At 35.4% G+C, this 22,302-nt stretch carries 12 protein-coding genes; 1 reads left to right on the top strand and 11 read right to left on the bottom strand.

Annotated features, from left to right (window positions below; translation table 11 throughout):
- Positions 1-216: 216 nt before the first annotated feature.
- From AVL50_RS31930 to AVL50_RS31895, 8 genes are all read right to left on the bottom strand, one after another.
- Complete coding sequence (locus tag AVL50_RS31930) at positions 217-1,830, bottom strand: hypothetical protein (protein ID WP_062622020.1); 1,614 nt, start codon at positions 1,828-1,830, stop codon at positions 217-219.
- Between the two features lie 14 nt (positions 1,831-1,844).
- Positions 1,845-3,566 carry a RagB/SusD family nutrient uptake outer membrane protein gene (locus AVL50_RS31925; RefSeq protein WP_062622013.1) on the bottom strand — a complete coding sequence of 574 codons (1,722 nt, stop codon included), beginning with the start codon at positions 3,564-3,566 and terminating at the stop codon, positions 1,845-1,847.
- A gap of 18 nt (positions 3,567-3,584) precedes the next feature.
- Complete coding sequence (locus AVL50_RS31920; protein ID WP_062622103.1) at positions 3,585-6,671, bottom strand: TonB-dependent receptor; 3,087 nt, start codon at positions 6,669-6,671, stop codon at positions 3,585-3,587.
- 559 nt (positions 6,672-7,230) lie between these two features.
- Entirely contained in the window at positions 7,231-10,476 is a 3,246-nt protein-coding gene (locus AVL50_RS31915; protein ID WP_062622101.1) for a glycoside hydrolase family 2 TIM barrel-domain containing protein, read from the bottom strand.
- A 106-nt stretch (positions 10,477-10,582) separates the two neighbouring features.
- A complete protein-coding gene (locus AVL50_RS31910; protein WP_062622011.1) occupies positions 10,583-12,085 on the bottom strand; it encodes a family 16 glycosylhydrolase in 1,503 nt (500 codons plus the stop codon).
- Positions 12,069-13,475, bottom strand: a complete 1,407-nt coding sequence (locus tag AVL50_RS31905) for a sulfatase-like hydrolase/transferase (RefSeq protein ID WP_062622009.1) — start codon at positions 13,473-13,475, stop codon at positions 12,069-12,071. Before AVL50_RS31905 ends, AVL50_RS31910 begins: the two co-directional genes overlap by 17 nt.
- Before the next feature lie 128 nt (positions 13,476-13,603).
- Positions 13,604-14,443: an AraC family transcriptional regulator gene (locus tag AVL50_RS31900; RefSeq protein WP_062622007.1), complete on the bottom strand. Its 840-nt coding sequence runs from the start codon at positions 14,441-14,443 to the stop codon at positions 13,604-13,606.
- A 328-nt stretch (positions 14,444-14,771) separates the two neighbouring features.
- The gene (locus tag AVL50_RS31895) at positions 14,772-18,899 is read right to left on the bottom strand and encodes an ATP-binding protein (protein ID WP_062622006.1); all 4,128 of its coding nucleotides are present in this window, start codon (positions 18,897-18,899) and stop codon (positions 14,772-14,774) included.
- 257 nt (positions 18,900-19,156) lie between these two features.
- On the opposite strand from AVL50_RS31895, the gene AVL50_RS31890 reads away from it, so the two are divergent.
- Positions 19,157-20,056: a family 16 glycosylhydrolase gene (locus AVL50_RS31890; protein WP_062622004.1), complete on the top strand. Its 900-nt coding sequence runs from the start codon at positions 19,157-19,159 to the stop codon at positions 20,054-20,056.
- Positions 20,057-20,089: 33 nt separating this feature from the next.
- Here the strand turns inward: AVL50_RS31890 and AVL50_RS31885 are convergent, their stop codons facing one another.
- The 3 genes from AVL50_RS31885 to AVL50_RS31875 form a co-directional block, all read right to left on the bottom strand.
- On the bottom strand, positions 20,090-20,338 hold the full coding sequence (locus AVL50_RS31885; RefSeq protein WP_062622002.1) for a hypothetical protein: 249 nt from the start codon (positions 20,336-20,338) through the stop codon (positions 20,090-20,092).
- Between the two features lie 221 nt (positions 20,339-20,559).
- Complete coding sequence (locus tag AVL50_RS31880) at positions 20,560-20,994, bottom strand: GNAT family N-acetyltransferase (protein WP_062622000.1); 435 nt, start codon at positions 20,992-20,994, stop codon at positions 20,560-20,562.
- 92 nt (positions 20,995-21,086) lie between these two features.
- A complete protein-coding gene (locus tag AVL50_RS31875; RefSeq protein WP_062621998.1) occupies positions 21,087-21,533 on the bottom strand; it encodes a hypothetical protein in 447 nt (148 codons plus the stop codon).
- Between the last annotated feature and the right edge of the window lie 769 nt (positions 21,534-22,302).

The raw sequence follows: 22,302 nt of genomic DNA, 5'->3' as shown, positions 1-22,302 counted from the left end.
CTTTGGGTTTAAAGTACCCTTTCAGAATATGAGTTTATTAATTTCATCACAACCTAAAATGGAAAATTTTGACGCCTCATATACTAAAATTACAAATGTAATACACAAAATGAGGTTAGAAACTTAAAGAAGTACCTTAAGCTTCTAACCTCTTGACTTTTATCTTAAGAGAAGAAATCGTTTTTCTTCCCTTTTAATTTATCCCTTTACATTAACCTATGGTCTAGGATAGAATCTTTTCAATCTTAAATTATCAATGTATAAAACAGCTGGCTCGCTACCTGTGTTTACAATTTTCATAATCAAGTTGTATTCATTGATTACGTTTTTCACATCGATTACATTTGTGAATGTCAACCACTTTCCTTCATCTGAATTTGCAAAACCATGTGCAATTTCTTGCCAATCAGAACCCTTATTACTTAAGTGGAAACGGATGTTCGAATCGAATGTAGCGTTAGGATGTCTAGCACCTCCATTGTTTTCGATATAAATATCAAACTGTAATCTTAGTTTGTTATTTTCATTTTCTGTGAAAGAGAACTTGTGTAATACTCCATTCAGATAAGTCTGAATTGCTGATGGCATCACTGCTCTAGAATCAGTTGCTGCAGGAATAGATACTTTCAAACTATGGCTGCCTTCTGACATTTGCTCAGTAGATTGCTCCAATACATCAGGAACAACATTACCTAACCATGCTGGATCTGCACCTTTGTATTCCATAGAAGAGTTCTCATAACCATAATCATAGTTAGATGTTTTTAATAAATCTTCTTCTGATCCAGTCAATACCTCATCCGTAAATTCTGGAGCTAATGCCGCATCTTGAGATTCTAATGAATTACCTGTGTAAGTCACTGTCACTGCATCATCACTGTAAACTAACTCTTCACCAATTTCTAAAATTAAATTACTAGGGTTATCCGGGCTTACAAAAGCTGAAGTGATTTCTGGTGTTAATGTAGCACCTTTAGCAGTTTTGATTGTTACGCTGTAATCTGAAGCTTTTGGAGAGTTCGCATTCAAACCTCTTGAATACACCAAGTTGATTTTCTTGTCCTCATCTGCAGTTACCGCTTCTAATACTAATGGCTCATCTGATCTAACACATTTCACAAAGTCAACCACTACTAAAGTGTCTTGGCTCATTGGTTGTGTTCTTACGAATACTGGAGCAAAACTGTATACTTTATCCAAAGTCACGTACTTCACGTCAAACGTATTATTCACAGGATCCTCAGCTACTAATTCAGCACCGTGTAACTCACCGCGAATTTCATTTGGATTACCGATGGCATCATAAGTAAAACGTAATACACTGCCGAAAGGAATTTCTGTTGGTGTTGCTGGTTCCATAGAAACTGCTTCTCCAAGTGTTCCATCAGCCATTAAAATATTGGCTTTGATCTCTGTCAATTGTACTGCAGGAAGAACAGTTACTACAATTGTTGTATCAATTTTGTTTGTTTCTCTTGCTACAGTTTCAGAACCTACAAAAGCGTTGTTTTTAAAAACTTGACTTAAGGTTACATCATAAGAACCTGCTTTGTGGAAAGTACCTCTTACTTGAGCATCTTGAGGATTACCTTCTAATGTAACATCTTCATCAGGGAAAACCCATTGTCTGCTTTCAATACCTTGTGATACATCTGCAAAATCAATATGCTGATTGATGTTGATGGTATTTTCATTAGAAGCTTGTGAAATTCTAAGTACACTATGACTTGGTGTATTTACGGTCGGATTGTTCAACTCCTCACCACATGCCCCCATTAAAAGGGCAAGTGATGAAAGGATGAATAATTTTATATAATTCAAATTTGTCATGATTGATCTCTTTTTTAGATTGCGTCGTTAGCTTGAACTTCTGCAGCTGGAATTGGGAAGTAGTCGTGCTTGTCAGAACTATAGAAGTTCCAGTTGTTGACAAAGTCAGGACGGATTCTAGCTTCAATGTAAAGTGGTGCTACTGGAGGAGGAGCTTCTCCTAGTTCGTCACTTAATCTATCGAAGATTTCGATTCTTAAGTCCTCATCATTGTGGTGACTTGTGAACACGTCTTTGATAATACCCCATCTTACTAAGTCTCTCCATCTTGAATTTTCGAATGCCAACTCTGTTGGACGTTCTACCATACGAAGGTGAGTTCTAACGTTTTCTAAAGTAGCTGGTACAATTGTTCTTGCGCCATACAATACTTGAGAAACGTGCAATTGAGGAATACCACCGTCATTGTTGATGTACTCTTGCAATGTAACTACACCTGCACGAGATCTTACTTTGTCAATGTATTCGATCGCTGTATTGATGTTACTTTCACCTTCTAGCACTGCCTCAGCATACATTAAGTATACATCTGACAATCTCATGTGTTTGTAGTGAATTGATGATCTGTTTTCTGGATCTTCAACATCCAAATGATACCAGTTAGCGTATTTTTTCACATATGATGATTCACCAAATCCCCATCTTCTTGGAACATCCGCTTTCAATTCTGAAGCTGGCTTGTTGTAGTATAAACCTTCAGCATCTCTACCTGCTATAGTAGCCGTGTATCTTGATGAATGTGCATTAGAACCTGCAACTGAATCTGATACTAATAGTTCGTGTGCCCAGTAAGTAGGCAACATTGCTTGCCATCCTCCAAGTGAGTAAGGACCATACCAACGTGCTAGTTTTGAAGATTCACCACCGGCATTGTTAGGACCATCATCTACAATACTTGCATCTTGAGCACCTGAGTTGATTGAACCATCAAATGGCACTTCCATGATTGACTCTGAGTTATAAATTACATCATGTCTGAAGTTTTCAGCATAGTTAGAAGCTAACTGATACAAACCTGAGTCAATTACTTTTTTGAACTCTGTTGCTGCTTTTGTCCACTCTTTGTTGTACAAGTAAACTTTACCTAATAAAGTAGTTGCCATTCCCCAAGTTGCTTTACCTAACAACGTCTCAGGTCTTGTCAAAGGAAGCCGCTCAATTGCATATTCCAAATCTGGTAAAATTACTTGGCTTGTTACTTCAACAATCGTTGAGAAAGGAACATTATGATCTGTAATTTTTGAAGATGTTTTGATCACACCACCACCAAAAGTATGTGCTACTTCAAAGTAGAAGAATGCTCTTAAGAAACGTGCTTCTGCTAAGATTTCTTCTTTTCTTTCTTCAGAAAGCTGATCCATTGTTGGGATATTATCAATCACCTGATTGGCTCTGAAAATACCATTGTAACACTCAGCCCACTTGTTGAAAACTGGTAAACTGTTGTCTGGAATAATAAATTCAGTGTAAGGGAAATGTTTTACCCAGTCATTTGTTCCACCTAAATCACTTCTGATCATTTCATAAGTTAAATGACCACCACTGATTGATTGGTATTGTAAGGCAGCATACACAGTAGTTAGTGCCGCTTCAGCATCTGATTCTGTTTCCCAGAATGTTGCTTCTGTGATAGCATTAGGGTTTTTTCGATTTAAAAACTCATCATGATTACATGATGTTAGTCCAAACATCCCTGCTATCAATTGTACGATTAATATCTTCTTTAAAGCATTCATTGTAATACTTCTTTTTAATTAAAAACTAAGTTGAGCACCAATTAAGAATTGTCTTGATACAGGGTAGTTACCTCTGTCAACACCTCTCATTGAGATTCCTTCTCCACCAACTTCAGGATCGTAACCAGTGTACTTTGTGAAAGTGAATGGGTTCACTGCTGACACGTATACTCTTGCTTTAGCAATTCCTGATTTTTCGCTGATCAATCTACCCAAATCATATCCTAAAGTGATTGTTCTGATTCTGAAGTAAGTACCATCTTCTAACCATAGATCAGAGTAAGCTCTTACGTTTTCACTTTGATTATAAGTTACTAATGGAATATCAGAAGTAGGGTTTTGAGGGCTCCACATTCCTACTAGGTCTGAATGTCTACTTTCTGAGTAAGCATATAATTTTGATCCGTTAAGAATTTCAGCACCGTATGAGTAGTAACCTTGGATGAAGAAATCAAAGCCTTTGTAAGCTACTGTTGCTACAATACCTGATTCGAAGTCTGGCATACCTGATCCAGCATAAACTCTATCGTTGTCTGTAATTTCACCGTCACCATCTTGATCAATGTATCTTACATCACCTAAACGAGCACTTGGGTTCACATTTTCTTGGTAATGCTTCAATTCTTCTTCTGTTTTGATGATTCCATCAGTCTGAACTAAGAAGAAAGCACCAGCCTCATATCCTTCTGCCATGAAAGTAGTGTAATCCATTGAGTTGTTTGTCAATGATGGACGACCACCTGCATAACCTCTTGATACTCCATTCAAGTTATTTACAACGTTTTTGTTCTTCGTGAATGTCACACCAATATTGTATGATAAGCCATACTCTGTTTGGTTCTTGTAGTTCAATGCTAATTCAAGACCTGTGTTTGTCATGTCACCAGCATTCAATGTGTAAGTTCTGTAAGAAGAAATCTCACCGCCTTCTCTTGTCAAATTCACACCTGCAGACAATGGAAGTTGCTGACCTAAGATCATGTCACGCTTCTCGTTTTTATAAACGTCAGCAGTAAACTGGATTCTGTCATTCCACATTGTTACGTCAATACCGATGTTTTGTGCCACTGAAGTTTCCCATGAGATATTAGGGTTGGCAAATCTTCTTTGAGTAAGACCTGGTGTTAAGTCTTTGCTGTAACCGTATAAGTAGTTCACACCTTGCTCAATTACTGGAGAAGCAATGTATGGGTTAGCACCTACTCTGTTGTTACCTAGTTCAGCATAAGAAGCTCTTACTTTTAAACCGCTGATGAAATCTACATTCCAGAAGTTCTCTCTGTCCACGTTCCAACCTAATGAAACACCTGGGAATACATCAAATCTGTTATCAGGATTGAACTGTGAAGTACCGTCTCTTCTTAGTGAAACAGAAAGCAAGTATTTACTGTCATAGCTATATTGCAATCTACCCATCATACCAATCAGCGCTGTTTCATAAATATGACCTGTTGGATTTGAGATAGATACTGCCGCACCAGGTACTTTCACTTCGTTGTTACCATTTTCTGCAAATGACATTAAAAGACCAGTAGTTCTGTTAGTGTATTGCTCAAATGAGTATGAACCTGTAAAGTTTAAGTTGTGCTTACCGATCGACTTGTTATAAGTCAAAATATTTTCTAAAGTATATCTTTCATCCCATACGTAATCCTCATTTGATCTTGCTTGTGGTCTTGATGCTGTTGGGTTATAATTTCCGTTCGCATCAATAATAGTATATTTTGGTTGGAAACGATTTCTAGTTGAGTTTAAGAAGTTACTACCTGCTCTTACTTGGAAAGTTAAGTCTTCCAAGATCTCGTAAGAAGCATTGAATGCAAAGTTGAATCTTTTGGTATTTTGAAGGTCAGTATTTGACATAATACCAGATAAGTAACTATAAGTAATTTCATTTTGGTCTGGAATCTGAATCACATCACCGTTTGTTGGTAGATCCTCTAAAGGAGTGTTCCATGGCATTTGACGCATTGCTTGCTCATAGATTGCCCATGGCTCTCTTCTTCTGTTTTCATTTTGGAAACCAACCGAAGCAAACATTTTGAATTTCTTCTTGTTCATTGATCCCGTTAAACGAGTAGCCAATCGATCAAAACCTGAGTTGATGATGACACCCTCTTGGTTGAAGTAGTTCACGTTAGCATTCAACAATAAATCACCTTTACCTGAAGAAACGTTTAATTCGTAGTTCTGAATTGCAGCATTATCATTTTGAATTGCTCCAATAAAGTCTGTATTATTTTCTAAAGCTCTTGGGTTTGTTGCAAGTACAGATGAAGGAATACCTGTTGCGTCTGATCTTAATTGATCATAGTAGAACTGCTGGTGTGTATCCATTAATGGAGTACCTGAAGTAATATTTTGGAAACCACCCCAAGCTGTAAAATCTACTTTTACTTTTCCTGGATCACCCGTTTTTGTTGTGATCAAGATTACACCGTTTGATGCTCTTACACCGTAAATCGCTGCTGATGCACCATCTTTAAGGATATCAACTGATTTAATTTGAGAAGGAGCAATATTTGGGTTGTTTTGGTAAGGAATACCATCCACTACGTATAAAGGCTCTGTAGCACCTGAAAGTGAACCTACACCTCTAATTTGGATGTTAGCTGGAGCACCTGGAGCACCACTTGATGCTTGTACGTTTACACCTGCCACTTGTCCTTGTAATGCTGTTCCTAAATCTGGAGTAGGCATCTTCTCTAAAGCTTCAGATCCTACGTTGTTTACAGCACCTGTAACTTCCTTTTTCTTTTGAACACCATAACCTACAACTACGATCTCATCTAATAACTCAAGATCTTGTTTTAAATCAATATTAAAAGTTGTAGTTGTTCCTACTTCATGCTCTTGAGGCACATATCCGATGTAATTGAAAACTAAAACATCTTCTTTTAATACATTGATACTGAACTTACCATCAAAATCAGTAACTGTACCTTTCGTTGTACCTTTCACTATAACATTCACACCAGGTAATGGTTCTCCTTGATCCAATACTTGGCCTGCTACAACAACTTCTTGAGCAAGAGAAATAGTTGTATAAAAAATCATTAAGAAGAAGGTCATAAAACCCGCTTTTGGTATCACTTTCCGATTCATACTAAGTTTACTTAAGAATAACATAACTTTATGATTAATGAACAGATGATGAAAGAGTCTTCTGCAAGCACACTTTCTCTGAAAAAATATTAATGTAGACGAACGTTGCTATCTTACATTACAATATTACTCAAGACCACAGAGAGCTTATGTGTAATAATTACCCTTTACTTACACTTTTTTAACATCTTAAGGATTGAGGGTAAATTGGTGTTAGTTTTGGATAGGTTTGAGTTGATTTTTCAAAGAATTTAACGCTTCAAATGCAGTAAAAACAATAAAGCTTCCCCCTTCATTTTAATTAAATTAACTTTTGATGAAGGGCTAATTGGTTGGAGGTAAACGACAAACACAGTAATATATATTACTGATTTACAATATATAAGAACAATAAAAAACTCCCGAGTAAACATTACTCAGGAGTTAGTATCAATGAAATGAAATGAAATGTTACATCAAAATCTATCATAGGTACTTCAAAGGTTTTCGTCCGTTATTAAACCTTTGATACATTGGTTTTTATTTAGCTAGTTTTACACTATTTATTGTTGATTTTGAATTACTTAATCTTATTATCCAGATATTCTCCACGAATACTGAAACTCAATCTATATGTTTTTTTATCCATTCTATATTGAGGTTGTGTGACTGATAATGTCCCACCTAACCCCGCTTGTTCTGCTAGAATGTTTACTGTAAAATCTTCTTCTCCTGCTAATCCAAACTGATGCTTTGCCTTTTTGATCTTATCTGTTGCATAAGGCCAAATTGAGAAATCAAAAGTTGAATTCGCTTCAATCTTCAATTGATTGTCTTTTCCCTTCAATGCTACCCACCTTGTATCCGTTCTGTTGCCTGTTTCTTGAGGCTTGATATAAGGGAAGTATAACTCCTCCGTCTTCATTGCAAAAACGTCCACCACAGTAGCCCTTTTTCTATCAGCATAAGATTCAAATGGGCCATTTCCGTAATATGCTACATCATTATAGCTTTTCGGAATACCAAACTGAACACCGAAAGTGATAAAGTTAGGCACATCACCAAGCCTGTTTACTTCTGCTTCAACCTCTACTTTCTGATCTGAAATAGTATACGTCAAAAGTACCTCCACACTATCCTTCAACACTTTCTCAACTTCTACTTTAACCATAGTAGATCCTACCTTTTTAGACTTTACTTTTACGCTCGTCCATCTCTGATCAATGTTTTTCCAGAATTTCGTTGACTTACTGATCGGTCTTGCACTAATACCTCGTACATCATTATCAATTGATGGTCTCCAGAAGTTCAATTTCAAAGGTTTACTCAACAGGTCTTTTCCATTATATCTAAACACCTGTAAATCACCAGTCAAAGCATCTACTTTAATTGAACTTTTATCACCTTTCAATATCAATTCAGATGGTGTTTTCGTGAATTCAATCTTTGTTGATTTTGACACTTCAGTCACTGCCTTTGATCCTTCTCTTAGAAGCAACTGTTCATGCGCCACAACACTTCCTTTTTTACACCATAATTGATCCTCCGATTCCTTCATTTCTATGGTGATCCAATAATCCTTCTGATTATCCCATGTAATGTCTTTGATTGATAATGGGAATTGGATAGATGAATTAGGATTACAATTGACAGTTGGAATTTCACCTCGCTTGATCTCCTTTCCTTCTTCTTTAATTACATATTCAAAAGCGTAGCCTGAAAGGTTAGTAAACGAAAATCTATTCCTGATATCTAGTATTTGCTTTTCCTTGTCTGACCAAGTAATGGCAATGGGTTGAAATACATATTTTGCCTCGTAAGCATGAGGATTTGGGGATAAATCTGGAGCAAAAACACCATTAATACAGAAGTTCTGATCATTGGGAAGATCTCCAAAATCTCCACCGTAAGCGTAATATGTCTCACCTTTATCATTTTTATGCACTAAACCTTGATCTCTGAAATCCCAGATAAAACCTCCCATCACATTGGGTGTTGCTCTGATATAATCCCAGTACTCTCCGAGTCCGCCCATAGAGTTACCCATAGCATGCATATATTCACACAAAACGATAGGTCTTGTGATATTTTCATTTTTTGAAAGATGCACCACTTGTGCAAAATTCGGGTACATTCTACTCACTACATCCACATAAAAAGCATCTCTAGGGTTGGCCATTGATTCCCAATTTTGAGAAGTATAACCCACATTATCCCCTTCTTTGTAATCCGGGTGTGTAGGGTCTCCTTGAGCACCTTCATAATGAACGAAGCGTGTAGGATCAAAATCTTTTACCCAAGATGCTGCTGCCGCAAATGCTGGTCCAGTACCTGATTCATTACCCAATGACCAAGAGATCACACAAGGCTGATTCTTATCTCTCTCCACCATTCTTGTCACTCTACTCATCATCGAAGCCACCCATGATGGTTGATTAGGAATGTAGCTTCCCAAGTGATGACACTCAATGTTCGCTTCATCCATCACATATAAACCATACTTATTACATAATTCTAAAAAGTAAGGATCATTAGGGTAATGAGAAGTTCTTACAGCGTTAAAATTATATTGTTTTAAAAGTTGTACTTCTTCTTCCATATCAGCTCTGCTGATTGCTTTTCCTTTAGTGGGATGATGATCGTGTCTGTTCACTCCCATTATTTTCACAGGAGTTTTATTTACTAAAAGGGCATTGTTTTCATCAAACTCAATTGTTCTGAAACCTAGTGTATGTGATCTTGCTTCTACTACCTTTCCCGCTTTATCTTCAATCCATAAAACTAATTGATACAGGTTGGGCGTTTCTGCCGTCCAAAGTTTAGGGTTTTTGAAATTAGCTTCTAGTAAACCAAACTTCGGCATGTCTCTAGGAGGCCACCTTTGCTCATATACTTTTTGTAAAGAAACCTGCATTTCTTTGTTCAGCACTGCATTATTTTCCTCATCATACAGCATCCCTTTCAAAGTCATTTGGGGCAACTGTTTCACATCACCTTCTACCCATAAAGCAGGTCTAATTTTGAGTTTTACATTAGAAAGATCGTCATTGAAATCTGTTTTTACATAGAAATCATTTAGAGCAATTTTTGGTTGTGCAATCAGCATCACATCTCTGTGAATTCCACTCAAACGCCACATATCTTGATCTTCCAAGTAACTCCCATCACTATATCGGAATACTTGCACCGCCAGCTTATTTTTACCAGCTTGAACATAATCAGTAACATCAAACTCTGCAGCTAAACAACTTCCTTGGCTGTACCCTACTTTTTCACCATTAACCCATAAGTAAAAAGCTGATGTGACGCCTCCAAAATGAAGAATGATAGATTGTTCGGCTTTCCAATTTGATGGAATTTCGAATTCCTTGAGGTAAGAACCAACAGGATTGTCTCTATATATTTTTGGGGGAAGTGGAGGCTGAGGTCCTTTCCAATCATATACCAATGTTGTATCCGTAATATTTGGTGTAAAAGGATAAGTGATATTAGTATAAATTGGCTGACCATAACCTAGCATTTCCCAATTGGAAGGCACTTCTATTTGATCCCATTTGGAAGCATCAAAATCAGTTTTCATAAAGTCTTTTGAGCGTAATTCCTCTTTAGGAACAAACTCAAACTGCCATTTTCCATTTAATGAAATATATCTTGCTTTCTCTCTATCTCCTTCCAATGCTTTCTCAACAGTTGGATAGGAATAAGAAGCTACTCTTGGTCCTAATTTATTGATTTCAAATACATGTTCATTTTCCCAATCTTTTTGAGCAAAAGAAAAGTGGATCGACATGATAAAAACTGAAATCAGAATAATAATTTTATGCATAATGATAGGTCTTTTTTGCATCTAGAAGATCGAATTCAAGCCGTAAGCCTGAAGTATGATTTTGGCCTTCATCTGATAAAAGTCTGCAGGTTTTAAACTATTTCATTTATAGTTTCACAAAACGTTTCGTTGTTACAACATTATTGTGACTAACCTTTATGATATAAACACCATTCACCCAGTTGCTGATATCAATACTTTCCTGAGGTTTTACCTCTTTTTCAAGCATTACATTTCCTGAAACGCTGTGTATTGTGATGGAAGCTGTTTTTTGAATACCATTGATTTTGATTGACGCTAAAGCCGGATTAGGGAAGATTTCTATTTTGCTTCCTAGTCCTTGATCAATTGACGTCACCTCATCCACAATCTGAATATTTTTTATAGGCGTCAGCTCTACAACTGTTCCTTCCTCTTTTGAAGAAGTGAAGCTAGCATTGATTTCATAATAATGACCTGCTTCTAATTCTGCTGAATTGGATACACCTTGAAGATTAAAAAATGCTGAAGCCTGTCCTGCTGCTTTTCCGTTGATCAAAGCTTGTGATGAAGCGGCTACTTTTACCGTTTCTCCAGATGCATTCTTTTCTACCAATTCTACATTCATGACTGAAGTTGATTTGAATCCACTTCCTGCATCAAAATAGCTATTGAAAGTCAGTCCTTTATTTTTCCCAAACTCAACATTTTCATAATCACTTGCATTGGCTTGAATTTGTGGAACTGCTGTCCAAACTCTTACATATTGACAAGCCATTTCTGTAGGAAAACCAACAGTTGTAGTTGAATCTGCTACTGGATAACGTACACCATCTACATATTTCACAAATGGATTTCTCAATCCCATTGAAACAGTGATATGCATTGGCAAGTGCCAGTATAAATTTTCTTTACGTCCTCTTTCTATACCATCCACATACCAGAAAATTGAATCTACTCTACTCAATACACCATAGGTATGATAATCATCTCTTGGATCAAAATCTGCATACCATTTGTTTTGAGCAAGGTCTGGTTTACCGTGTGGTCTGATCTGAACTAACTGTCCATTTTCTCTTGCCACAGCATGTAAATTCATATCAATGGCTTCAGGACCTTCCCATTCATTATTTTCGAAATCCCACTCTTTCTGCGTCAATTCCACAACATCAATCTCACTGTACTTTGCCTGTCCATCTTCAGTTGGATCAGGTTGGTTGATACTGTACAACCAGAAAGCCGGAGATACACCAGGAAATCGATCAGCTCCTTTAATTTTTGCTTCAAAATAACCGTAAGTAATTGTCTGGTTATTTCTGATGATGCCTGATTTATAATATAATTCTTCATTCTGACCAAAGTGTGTATTACGTCTATGTGTCTCCTGAATCATTTTGATTTTCAACTCATTATTTTCCACATAAGCCAATGATGGATCCCATGACCATACTCCCCAATCGTTGGGATCATTTTCCCACTTATCAGTATCTAAAGCGTCAAATTCATCTGAATGTGTTTCCTCTTTTTCCCATACTAAATCCGGATGAGAAACGGGTGTTTGTGCTAAAGCGTTGTTTGTAAATACAGCTGCTAAAAATAACAGCTGTATTAGTTTAGTTATTTTGTTCATTACCTAGTTTATATTTGTCCATTCTGTCGTTATCGTACTTCTCAAACTGTCTCTTCAACTGCCATAAAGGTCTCTCCAACGTCAACTCCCAATCATACAATAGTTTAAAAAGTTCTTTTACCTTATCCGTTTCTTCGTAAGCAAGATTATTCAACTCTGATTCATCTTTTACGATATTATAAAGCTCAGCTGGACGATCAGAATAACGGATCAATTTCCAATCTCCACTTCTTACAGCAGCTCTTGTTTCTTTTTTCCAGAAAAGGTTCTCATGTGGTCTTCCTTTTTTATCTCCTTTGATATAAGGCATCAAATCCACACCATCCACATCTTTCAAATCTTTTACATCACCACCACCTGCAGCATAAAAAGTAGGCAACAAGTCAAACGTACTTACAGGGAAGTCAAATCTTGATTTTTTAGAGATGTGACCTTTCCATGTCATAGTGAATGGCACTCTGATACCACCTTCTAAGTGATTGGATTTTGTACCTGCTAACGGTAAATTGATAGATCCATTTTTATCAGAAGGACCTCCATTATCATTCGTAAATACAATCAAAGTATTATCGTCCAAACCTAGCTCTTCTAATTTCTGCAATACATTTCCTGAAGCTCTGTCCATTGCCCAAGTCATAGCCGCCAACTCTTTTCTTCTTCCTTCTAACTCAGGGAATAATGCTAAATCTTCCTCTGTAGTTTCAATTGGTGTGTGCACCGCGTTATAAGAAAGGAAAATAAAGAACGGCTCATCTTTGTGCTTTTCAATAAACTTGATTGTTTCTTCAGCAAAAACATCTGTGGCATATTTATTAGGCTCTTCAAAGTTGTTGAGATTTCTTTCCATTCTTTTATCTGGATGAGGGAATTTCTCATACGCAAAATAGCTTCTATCTCCACCTCTAAACCCATAAAATTCATCAAAACCACGTTTTGTAGGATGGAATTTATCTGCATCTCCTAAGTGCCATTTACCATAAAAGGCTGTAGCATACCCTAATTCTTTCATGTAATCACCCATTGTTTTAATATCAGTAGGCAATCCCATATCCACATCCAAAAGTTTTGAAGACTGACTCATATAACCTGGTACATTATTTTCTTCATAACCAAACTTCTGTTGGTACTGACCTGTAATTAAACCAGCTCTTGAAGGCCCACAAACTGATGCCGTAACATAGCCTTGTGAAAACACTAAACCAGAATTAGCCAACTTGTCCAATTGTGGTGTCTTGATTTCTTTGCTTCCTTGGAAACCAAAATCAGCATACCCTCCATCATCTGTAAAAAATAAAATGATATTAGGTTTTTTAGCTTTGTTCTTGCCTTTTTGAGCGAAAAGTTGAAAACATGGAATTAAAAAAATCAGAAGGTATACTATCCCTTTCATAACTATAGGTATTGCTTGTAAAAAATATTTTGTCTTTGAACTTAGTGTAAAATTATATCATATAAGCGTCGATTCTTTCGTTATATTTAGCCAAAGGTTACTCAAAATTACCCTACTAAATTATCCTCTTAAATGGCCATTCTAAATTCTCTTGGCGTCTTGCCAATGATCATTTTAAATTGCTTATTGAAGTTGGTAATTGAGTTGAATCCTACCTCATAGCAAACATCTGATATTTGATAATTCTCTTGTACCAAAAGTCTGCTGGCATTTCTGATTCTTACCTCGTTAAGATATTGTTTGAAAGATTTATTGGTTACTTTTTTGAAGAACCTGCAGAAAGAATTGGATGTCAAACATGCGATATCTGCAATCTCTTGAAGATCAATATCTTTCTCATAGTTATCTGAAATGTATTTTAATACTCTGTCAATTCTATCTGAACTTGTATCTCCTTGCTGTCTCATGTCTGATGTAGACAACTTCTTTACCTCTCCATCTTGCGCTAAACGATTCAACAAACTCAATAAATAAATAGATTGCTCCGCTGTTGATTTCTCAAGGCATTCCATAAGCTCTCCTTCAATTGACAAGCCCAGATCATTAGAGAATGAAACTCCGAATTTTGATTTTTCTAAAAGGTCATTGATTTTCGAGAAAATAGGTTTATCAAAAGTCCCTTGTCCCATAAAGTTTTTCTCAAACTTCATCACCAAAATGCTTACATCTCCTTGCCCTTCATCATTACGCCACAAGTGTGGCAAGTAAGGCCCCACAATCACAAGGTCACCAGCAGAAAAAGAAGATACATCATCTCCCACAAAGCGGAGACCACTTCCTTTTTGAATAAAAATAAGTTCGTACTGTTGATGATAGTGCCAAAGCGTGTCGTAACAAGGTGTCGTTTTTTGGGAAACTGTGATAGCCTTATTTTCTTTCGATTCAGTGTCTTTAAAAACCAATTTCATAAGTCAGATAATTAAATTCTCAATCAAGAGAGTCGTTAATAATTCATTTCAAACTGTACCAAGCGTAGTATTATAACAGGTACATATAGTGTAAAAAAATGTCCAATAGATAATTGTATTTGCGATAGATTAATTGTCCATTGTTGACATCGTAAAATTCACACTTATTCCATGAATATTGATTTGAAGGCGTATCAATTTTGTTGTTTTCAGTGTCATTTTGCGTCTCAAAACCACCCTGAAGGTATCAAACACGTAGTTTTACATCTATGACACTAAAAAAGACATTGATTTTTATGGGGAGTTGAGCAGTAACTTAGGACTGCCCCTAAGATGGAGTGTTTTTATTTATTTTCTCATTGGCTTCACTTGCATATTTACCTGGACTGACTCCAAAATGATCTTTGAATAATTTACTGAAATGTGTTCTATTTTTGAAGCCTGTCATGATTACCACATCATTAACGGTATTTTCTTTAATCAATAGCAGTTCTGCCGCTTTCTTTAATTTGAAAGTTCTTATTATATCATTAGGTGTAGAGTTGGTGATACTCTTTATTCTTCTGAAGAATTGACTTCGACTCATCAATAGCTCCTTGGAGAACTCCTGAAGGTCTATATTTTCATTGGAAAGGTTTTCATTAAGAAGGTTAGTAAAATCTTCTATAAACTTCTGATCGGCATCTGAGAGTTCTTTCTTTTTAATAGGCAAAGGCACTTCCATTTGGAACCTGTCTTGAAGCACTTTTCTACTCTTCAAAATATTCTCAATTGTGGCTACCACCTGTTTAATTTCAAAAGGCTTTGTCAAGTAGGCGTCCGCTCCCACATTCATTCCTTCTATTTTTTCATCACTTGAAGACTTGGACGTCAGCAAAACAATTGGCAAATGACTGGTCTTTACATTTCCCTTAACGATTTCACAAAGCTCTAAACCGTTCATCACTGGCATTAGAATATCACTTAAAATCAGATCAGGCCATTCACTTCCTAAGGCATCTACACAAGCTTGTCCATGGTCAAATGTTTTTACTTTATAATGTTGAGAAAGAATATTGGAAACAAAATTTCTCAAATCCACATTGTCCTCTACATAATATATCAAACTGTTTTTGGAATTACTCCCTTTGGTCAAGAAAGAAATATCTACCATCTCATTCAAAGTTCTCTGACGTTGTTCATGCGATTCCTCCTTGATGGTTTCTTCAACCTTAATATCGCTTAACTGCTCCTGCACTTTCACATTGATAGGTAATTCAATCGTAAACTTTGTCCCTTTCCCAATTTCACTATCAACCACAACAGACCCTCCGTGTAAATCAATGATCATTTTAGAAAGTTCGAGACCAATACCTGACCCTGCGGTATAAACATCTTTATTGTCTGATTGATAGAAACGCTTAAAAATGTTTTTCTGGTTTTCCGCTGAAATTCCTCTTCCGGTATCTTCCACACTTAGCATTAATGTTTCTCCTTTACAATCATAAGAAATTGTAATAGTATCTTCCGTTTCAGTAAACTTAAAAGCATTATTTAGAAGGTTATTGATCACAATCTCCAGCTTACCCTTGTCTGCATCTACCATCAACTGATGATCGGTACCAATCAGTTTTAAAGTCTTTTTCGATTTTTCTGCCAGCTGATCAAAATCCTTTTTAACATCAGTAATGAAGTGAGTAAAATCAAAATTTTTCTTTTTGAGCTTTAATAAATTCTGGTCTGCTTTTCTGATTTCATGCACCTGATCTACCAATTGAAGCATTTTCTTTGATTGCCGCTGTACTAAATCAATATGCTCGAATGCATCTTGATTATTCTCAAACATATTCTTTAGAAGAGCAATCGGACCATTAATAAGCGTCAGAGGTGTTCTGAATTCATGAGAAATATTCATGAACAACTTCAATCGGGCAGCATCTAAATCTTTCAGTCGGTTCTTTTCCAAATTTTCCAACTTCAGCCTATAGCTCAATGATTTAATTCGAATAATGACTACCATAATGATCGCAATTCCAATCAAGAAAAGGCATAAATAAACTACCTTTGCCCAAAAAGTCTTCCACCAAGCCTCACAAATATTAATTTTTATCTTTCTGCTTTCTGACCATTCATTTTTTGAATTAGAGGCCTGTACCTCAAATGTATATTCTCCAGCAGGCAGTAAGTTATAAGAAGCTATTTTATTATTAGAAGTAGTACTGCTCCAATTTTTTTCTTTCGGTAGTAATCTATACCTCAATCCATAAGTATTGGCATTTTCATAATGAAGAGAAATCAATTCAAAAGAAAAGGAGTTCTGATCATGTTCTAATGTAATCTCTTCCGTCTCATTCAATACTTTGGAAAGAACAGCCTCTTCCCCACTATTTACTGTAATTTTCTTATTATGAATTCTCAGTTCTCCAAATAAAAGTTCAGGCTCGTCAATTTTTGTAGAAATCTGATTAGGATCGAAATAGCATAAACCATTATTTCCTCCAAAAACCATTAATCCATTTTCCAATTTTGTAGAAACGACCTCAAATGAAGCCGGAACAATTCCATCGCTTGTGGTATAATTGACAAAGGTTTTTGTCGCCGGATCAAATTGATTGATGCCCTTATTAGTCGCTATCCAAAGCCTATTGAAAATATCAAACTCAAAAGTCATCACATCATTATCATCCAAACCGTCTTCTTCTGTAAAAGTCTCAAAACAATAACCTTCCCCTTCTTTGACTACTTTAGAAATTCCACCTTCCAATACACCAACCCACAATTCTTTATTAGGCAATCTTTTAATACACGTAATAATAGAACCCTCCAATGGACATGCCTCCGACATTTTCACCTTACAGCAATCTTCAACAGCAAGGGTATGACTTTTATTCAGAGCAACTTTGTATAATCCATTTCCATTTGTCCCAATCCAAATGCAATTTTCAAGCTCATCATAATACATTACATTTATGAGCAAATTGGTATCATACTCCAAATCATCCAATTGTCCCAATTTGTCCACTTTTAAAATTTTACCGTTCTTATCCAGACAAAACTTATACAAAGCTTCCAAACCTGCTAGCCAAATATCACCATTTCCATCTTCTACAAAGGTCTGAGCTCCTTCAATAATAAAATCGGGATCTCCCTTTATTTTCAACTGTTGCCATTCGGCGTTTATATTTTTCTTTCTGAAGATTCCTTTACGCTTACTTCCACCCCAAACACTGTTATGTCGATCAATCAACACTTTAGATATCAATTGGTTATTAATTTTTGGATGTTTGATATTTTTGATAGACAAATCATTCAAATCAAATAATTTATTATCGTTCACATTGAGTGTAACATAAACCTGATGACTAGAAAAAGGAACTATATTGATGACCTGACTTGATTTATATTCTTTGTATTTTTCTTTAAGTCCTGTATACTGAAAGAAAGGTTTGTCTGTTTTGAATTGAAAAATTCCCTGATTAAAACTCCCAATCCAACCGCCGTGCTTCCCAAATGTGATACTGCTTAAACGTGTAAAATCATTCATAAAGTTATAATACACGATATTCTGATAGATATTTTTATGATAGTTCGGCTCTGTAATCAATGCAATTGAATTATTGTTTTTCAACAACCATAATTCTCCATTTAATCCAATTTCAACTCTAGAAAAATATTCATCTTTTAGAATTGTGGTCACATGATTGACTCTATTAGTGACACTATCGTATTGAAAAATAAAAACATCTGTATAACTCAAGGCATAAATGGTTTTATGGCCATCAAAAGCTACATCTACACAATAGTTAAATTGCTGAAAGCTGTTATTTCTATACGTTTTCTTTTGAAGATCATAAGTGAGCAAACCTCTATTGGAAGCGATGAGAATTTGGTCTTCTACAAACTCAGAGATGTGAAATGCCTTAAAATTATTTCTATTTTCAGGCAAGGGATGAAACTCCCCAACAATGGTATAATTCTCTTTTTCAACAACAATCAACCATCCATTCGAAATATTACATACCACATATTGTTGTGTTTCTACTATGTCAGTAATAGAAGTTGATTCATTCCTTTTAATTACTTCTTCAGTCAAAAAAAGTGAATCAAACCGATCCAAGTTTTCTCTATATAAAGCCAAGCCTTTTTCAGTACCAATCAGAATATTGTTGTTCTTGTCTTTATGAAGAGCCGTAATTCTATTACTTAGAAGTGAAGGTGTATCTTGATAATAATAACTTTTAAACTCATAGCCATCATAAACATTCAATCCTTTAAAAGTGCCCACCCAAAGCAATCCATTTTTATCCACTTCCAGTGAAGTTACACCAAAGTGAGAAAGTCCTTCTTTATAAGTCAACTGTTTTGTGATGTTGATCTCTACATTACTGCCCCATAGTGACAGTGAATTCAGAAAACAAAAAAGAAATAATAAACAGCGGTATTGAATGGTATTAAAAAAGTGGACCTGATAGTGCATTCTATAATAAAAAAGTGTTGATGTATTGTTCCTTTACTCGAAAATAAGAATCAGAACAGAAGTTTTGAGGGATAACTACTGCTTTCTTACCCTCCAAAAAAACTACGATTATAAAGATAAGCAGTCCTGATAAATTCTGCCAATAGTTTAATGAAGAAGGTAATTAAAGGTCAAAAACTAGGTAATTTAAATGAATTAAAGAATGTTACAAGCTATTAAATTAGTGTAAAATTATCTCGAATGTATTTGTATATAACATGCAACAATCTTTTAATATAGCGGTACTACTTATTTTATTCTTTTCATGCCAAAAGCAAATACCCCAGCAACCTAATGTAGAAATAAATATTGATGATGACGAAATAATTCCATTTTCAACACACTCAAAACCAAATAATTGGAGATTAATTGAAGCACTAAGTGATGAATTTAAAAATGGAAGAATTGATACTACAAAATGGTTTGTTCAAGGAAGCAACAACAGGTATCATCTTTGGAAAGGAGATGCACCGTCACAATTTTTCAGTGACAATATAAAGTTAACTAAAGATCAGTTGATTATCTCCTCTGAATGGCAACCTCATTCTAAGTTTTCAAAGGAGAGGTATAATGGTAAGATATATGAAAATGTGACAACAGGAGGCATTGTAAGTAAACAGAAAATTGACAAAGGATATGTGGAAATAAAAGCCAAAGTGGCCAATTCCAGTATTCAAAGTAGCTTTGGTATTCGTAACTCACTTTTTGAGCTTCACCTTTTTGATATTGTGGGAAAACCCCGCTTTTATCAATACATGGAGAGAACTCCATTTCTATTCAGGTATTATTCCTTAGATTCAACTACACAGTTGAACCGTAAAAAACTGCTGAGCATACCTTTACTTAATAAAGGTAACCTCACCAATGATTTTCATGTCTACGGTTTCGAGTGGGATCAGCATTATTTAAAACTATATCTTGATGGTCAAGAGATTTATTCGATCAACAATACACAGTTTGAAGTAGCATGGCCAATTTCAAAAGACTCATTTGAAGTATGGGTAAACACTAGTTTGGCAAAGGAATATGGCTTACCGAAAGAAAATGAACTTCCCTCCAGGTTTACAATCGAATACATTCGTATTTGGGGAAAAGAAATCAATAAAAAAGCCCTGTAGTGTAATAACTAAAGGGCGATTCAAAATTCTTTTTTAATAGGCTACTTCCAATAATGTGGAAGCTTCTCTGGAACCTTTAGCGGTAAGTTCTGTTGTGGTGTTTTTGTAACCTAAACTTGTGTTCTGGATGAAACCTTCGTCTTCAAGGATGTCTACGATTTCTTTGATTTCGTCTTGATTAGAGGATAAGCCTAAATGTTGTGCAACTTCTTCGATAGTTCTTCCTTCGTTTAAGCACAGACCGATTAATAGTTTTTTGACTTTCAGATTTGAATTATACATTGGAGTAAAAGTTTTATGTGTGTGTGTACTTACATTCCCATATATGCAAGCGGAATTGTTTTTAGTAGGGGTTATTAAGTTGAAAACTTGACAAAGTCTTCATTCGTAATTGGATTTTTAAAGCTTACGCAATATATCTAAACCTTAACATTTTTTTGATGATAATCGTCATTGTTTTAAGTATTTAAACCGGTTGAAATGCATTTTAACAATAAATTCATTTAGAGAACTAAAATCATGTTCACATGCATAATGCCTGTTTTTTTAGAAGGGTAAACCTCCCCAACTTGTTGAAAGTTTCTTTTCTGATAAAATGACTGAGCAGTCAACCTTGCACTCAAACGTATTTGGGTTATATTCATTGATTTGCTCTTTATTATTAATTGATCTAAAATGATTCCTCCTATTCCTTTACCTTGATGTTCTGGTGCAATAGCCATTTGAGAAATAATGCCTGTGTCCACTTCAATATTTAATCTCCCTGTCCCCAAAACTTGATTTTCTTCATTAAGATAAATCAAATGAAAACCCTCCTTCTCAAATTGATCATGAATGAGTTGTTCTGCATTTTCAAGTCCTTCAAAGAAACATTGAATGCGAATTGCTTTTGCTTCTTGATATAAAGTATGTTCAGAAGTTATGTATTTTACGTTCATAAAGTGTTGGAAAATTTTATTCAAAAAAATATAGCAAAAAAAAACCACCTCTCTAAATCAAGGTGGTTTCCAAAAGAAATAAAAACAGTAATTTATATTCTATGTTTCTTGGTCGGCATCTTATTTTTATCTTGACGCAAACCTTTTACTAACGCTCTCGTTTTTCTTAAATTATTTTGTACGATCTTCCAATCAACAATATCATTGTGCAATAATAATTGCTCTATCTCCTCTGCATCTCCAAAGATCTTACAGCCTACCCACTCTGAAGCACATTCCAATGTAAACACTTTCCCGTCGTAATCATAAACAGGCATAGTTGACGCTGTACAATCCACATAGCTTTGCCTATCAAAATCTTGAAAAGTATCTACAAGATAATCTTCAAGGTGTATGAACAAATGCTCAAACGTAATTAACATCATACTTCTATTATAGTAAGTATCAGTTCTAAGATACTGTTCTACATTATTTTGAGCATTCTTACAGAAGCTAAGCAACTCCTGGATCTCTTTTTGGTGTGAATGTTTTTGTATCATCGGGTATTGCGTTTGTTGGTGAAGTAAGCATACTGCAATTTAAAAAGTATTATGATGAAAGCAAGGCGAAATTTCGCTATTTAGTGTATTTACGACACGTTTAATCTTATTTGTATTAATTTTAAATTAGTGTTATAACGACATTTATAATTAAATAACATAAGTCATAAAAAATAGGCTAGAAGTGTCATAAATGCATTTTTTAATCGCAAAACTGACTTTCGTCATGTTTTCTATTGAGGACGATCATATCGCAACCCATCGTGTTAACCTACATTAGTGAATGAAAAGTAATTAAGGGCATTTTCAATTGATTTTGAACATGTTCCAAGGACCAATAACCACCAATGCAATGATGATCAATTTAAAGCCACATTAGCGTTTTTATAACTCTAGATGTATACAATTGATAAAAAGTGTTCCATAAAAGGGATGTCTTAGCACTAACTTTTGAGCCGTAACCAATCCAAAATCTTCATAGAAAAGCAAAGTATGAATTGAAGATCCGTTCTTACCAACTCTTATGGCAGTCCTATTTAAATAATTGAAGTAAGCCATCTTCTGCCAATTAGAGTGCATTAATTATTAAGGTTACTCTTAAAGGATAATGAGTTATACGCCAAAGCTATTTGGCCTATTACTTACGTTAAGCCTATAAAAAACAACTACTACTTGGAACATTTTTATGTGAGAGGAATACTCTCCATTTGAACAAAGGTTCATGGAGTACAAATTCAGATGATTTAATGAAAGTGAGTTAGATACCACC

It is taken from the genome of Flammeovirga sp. SJP92, from assembly GCF_001583495.1.
Taxonomy (GTDB): domain Bacteria; phylum Bacteroidota; class Bacteroidia; order Cytophagales; family Flammeovirgaceae; genus Flammeovirga.
Note: the sequence above shows the minus strand (reverse complement) of the source record. Positions and strands in the feature narration are given on the sequence as shown.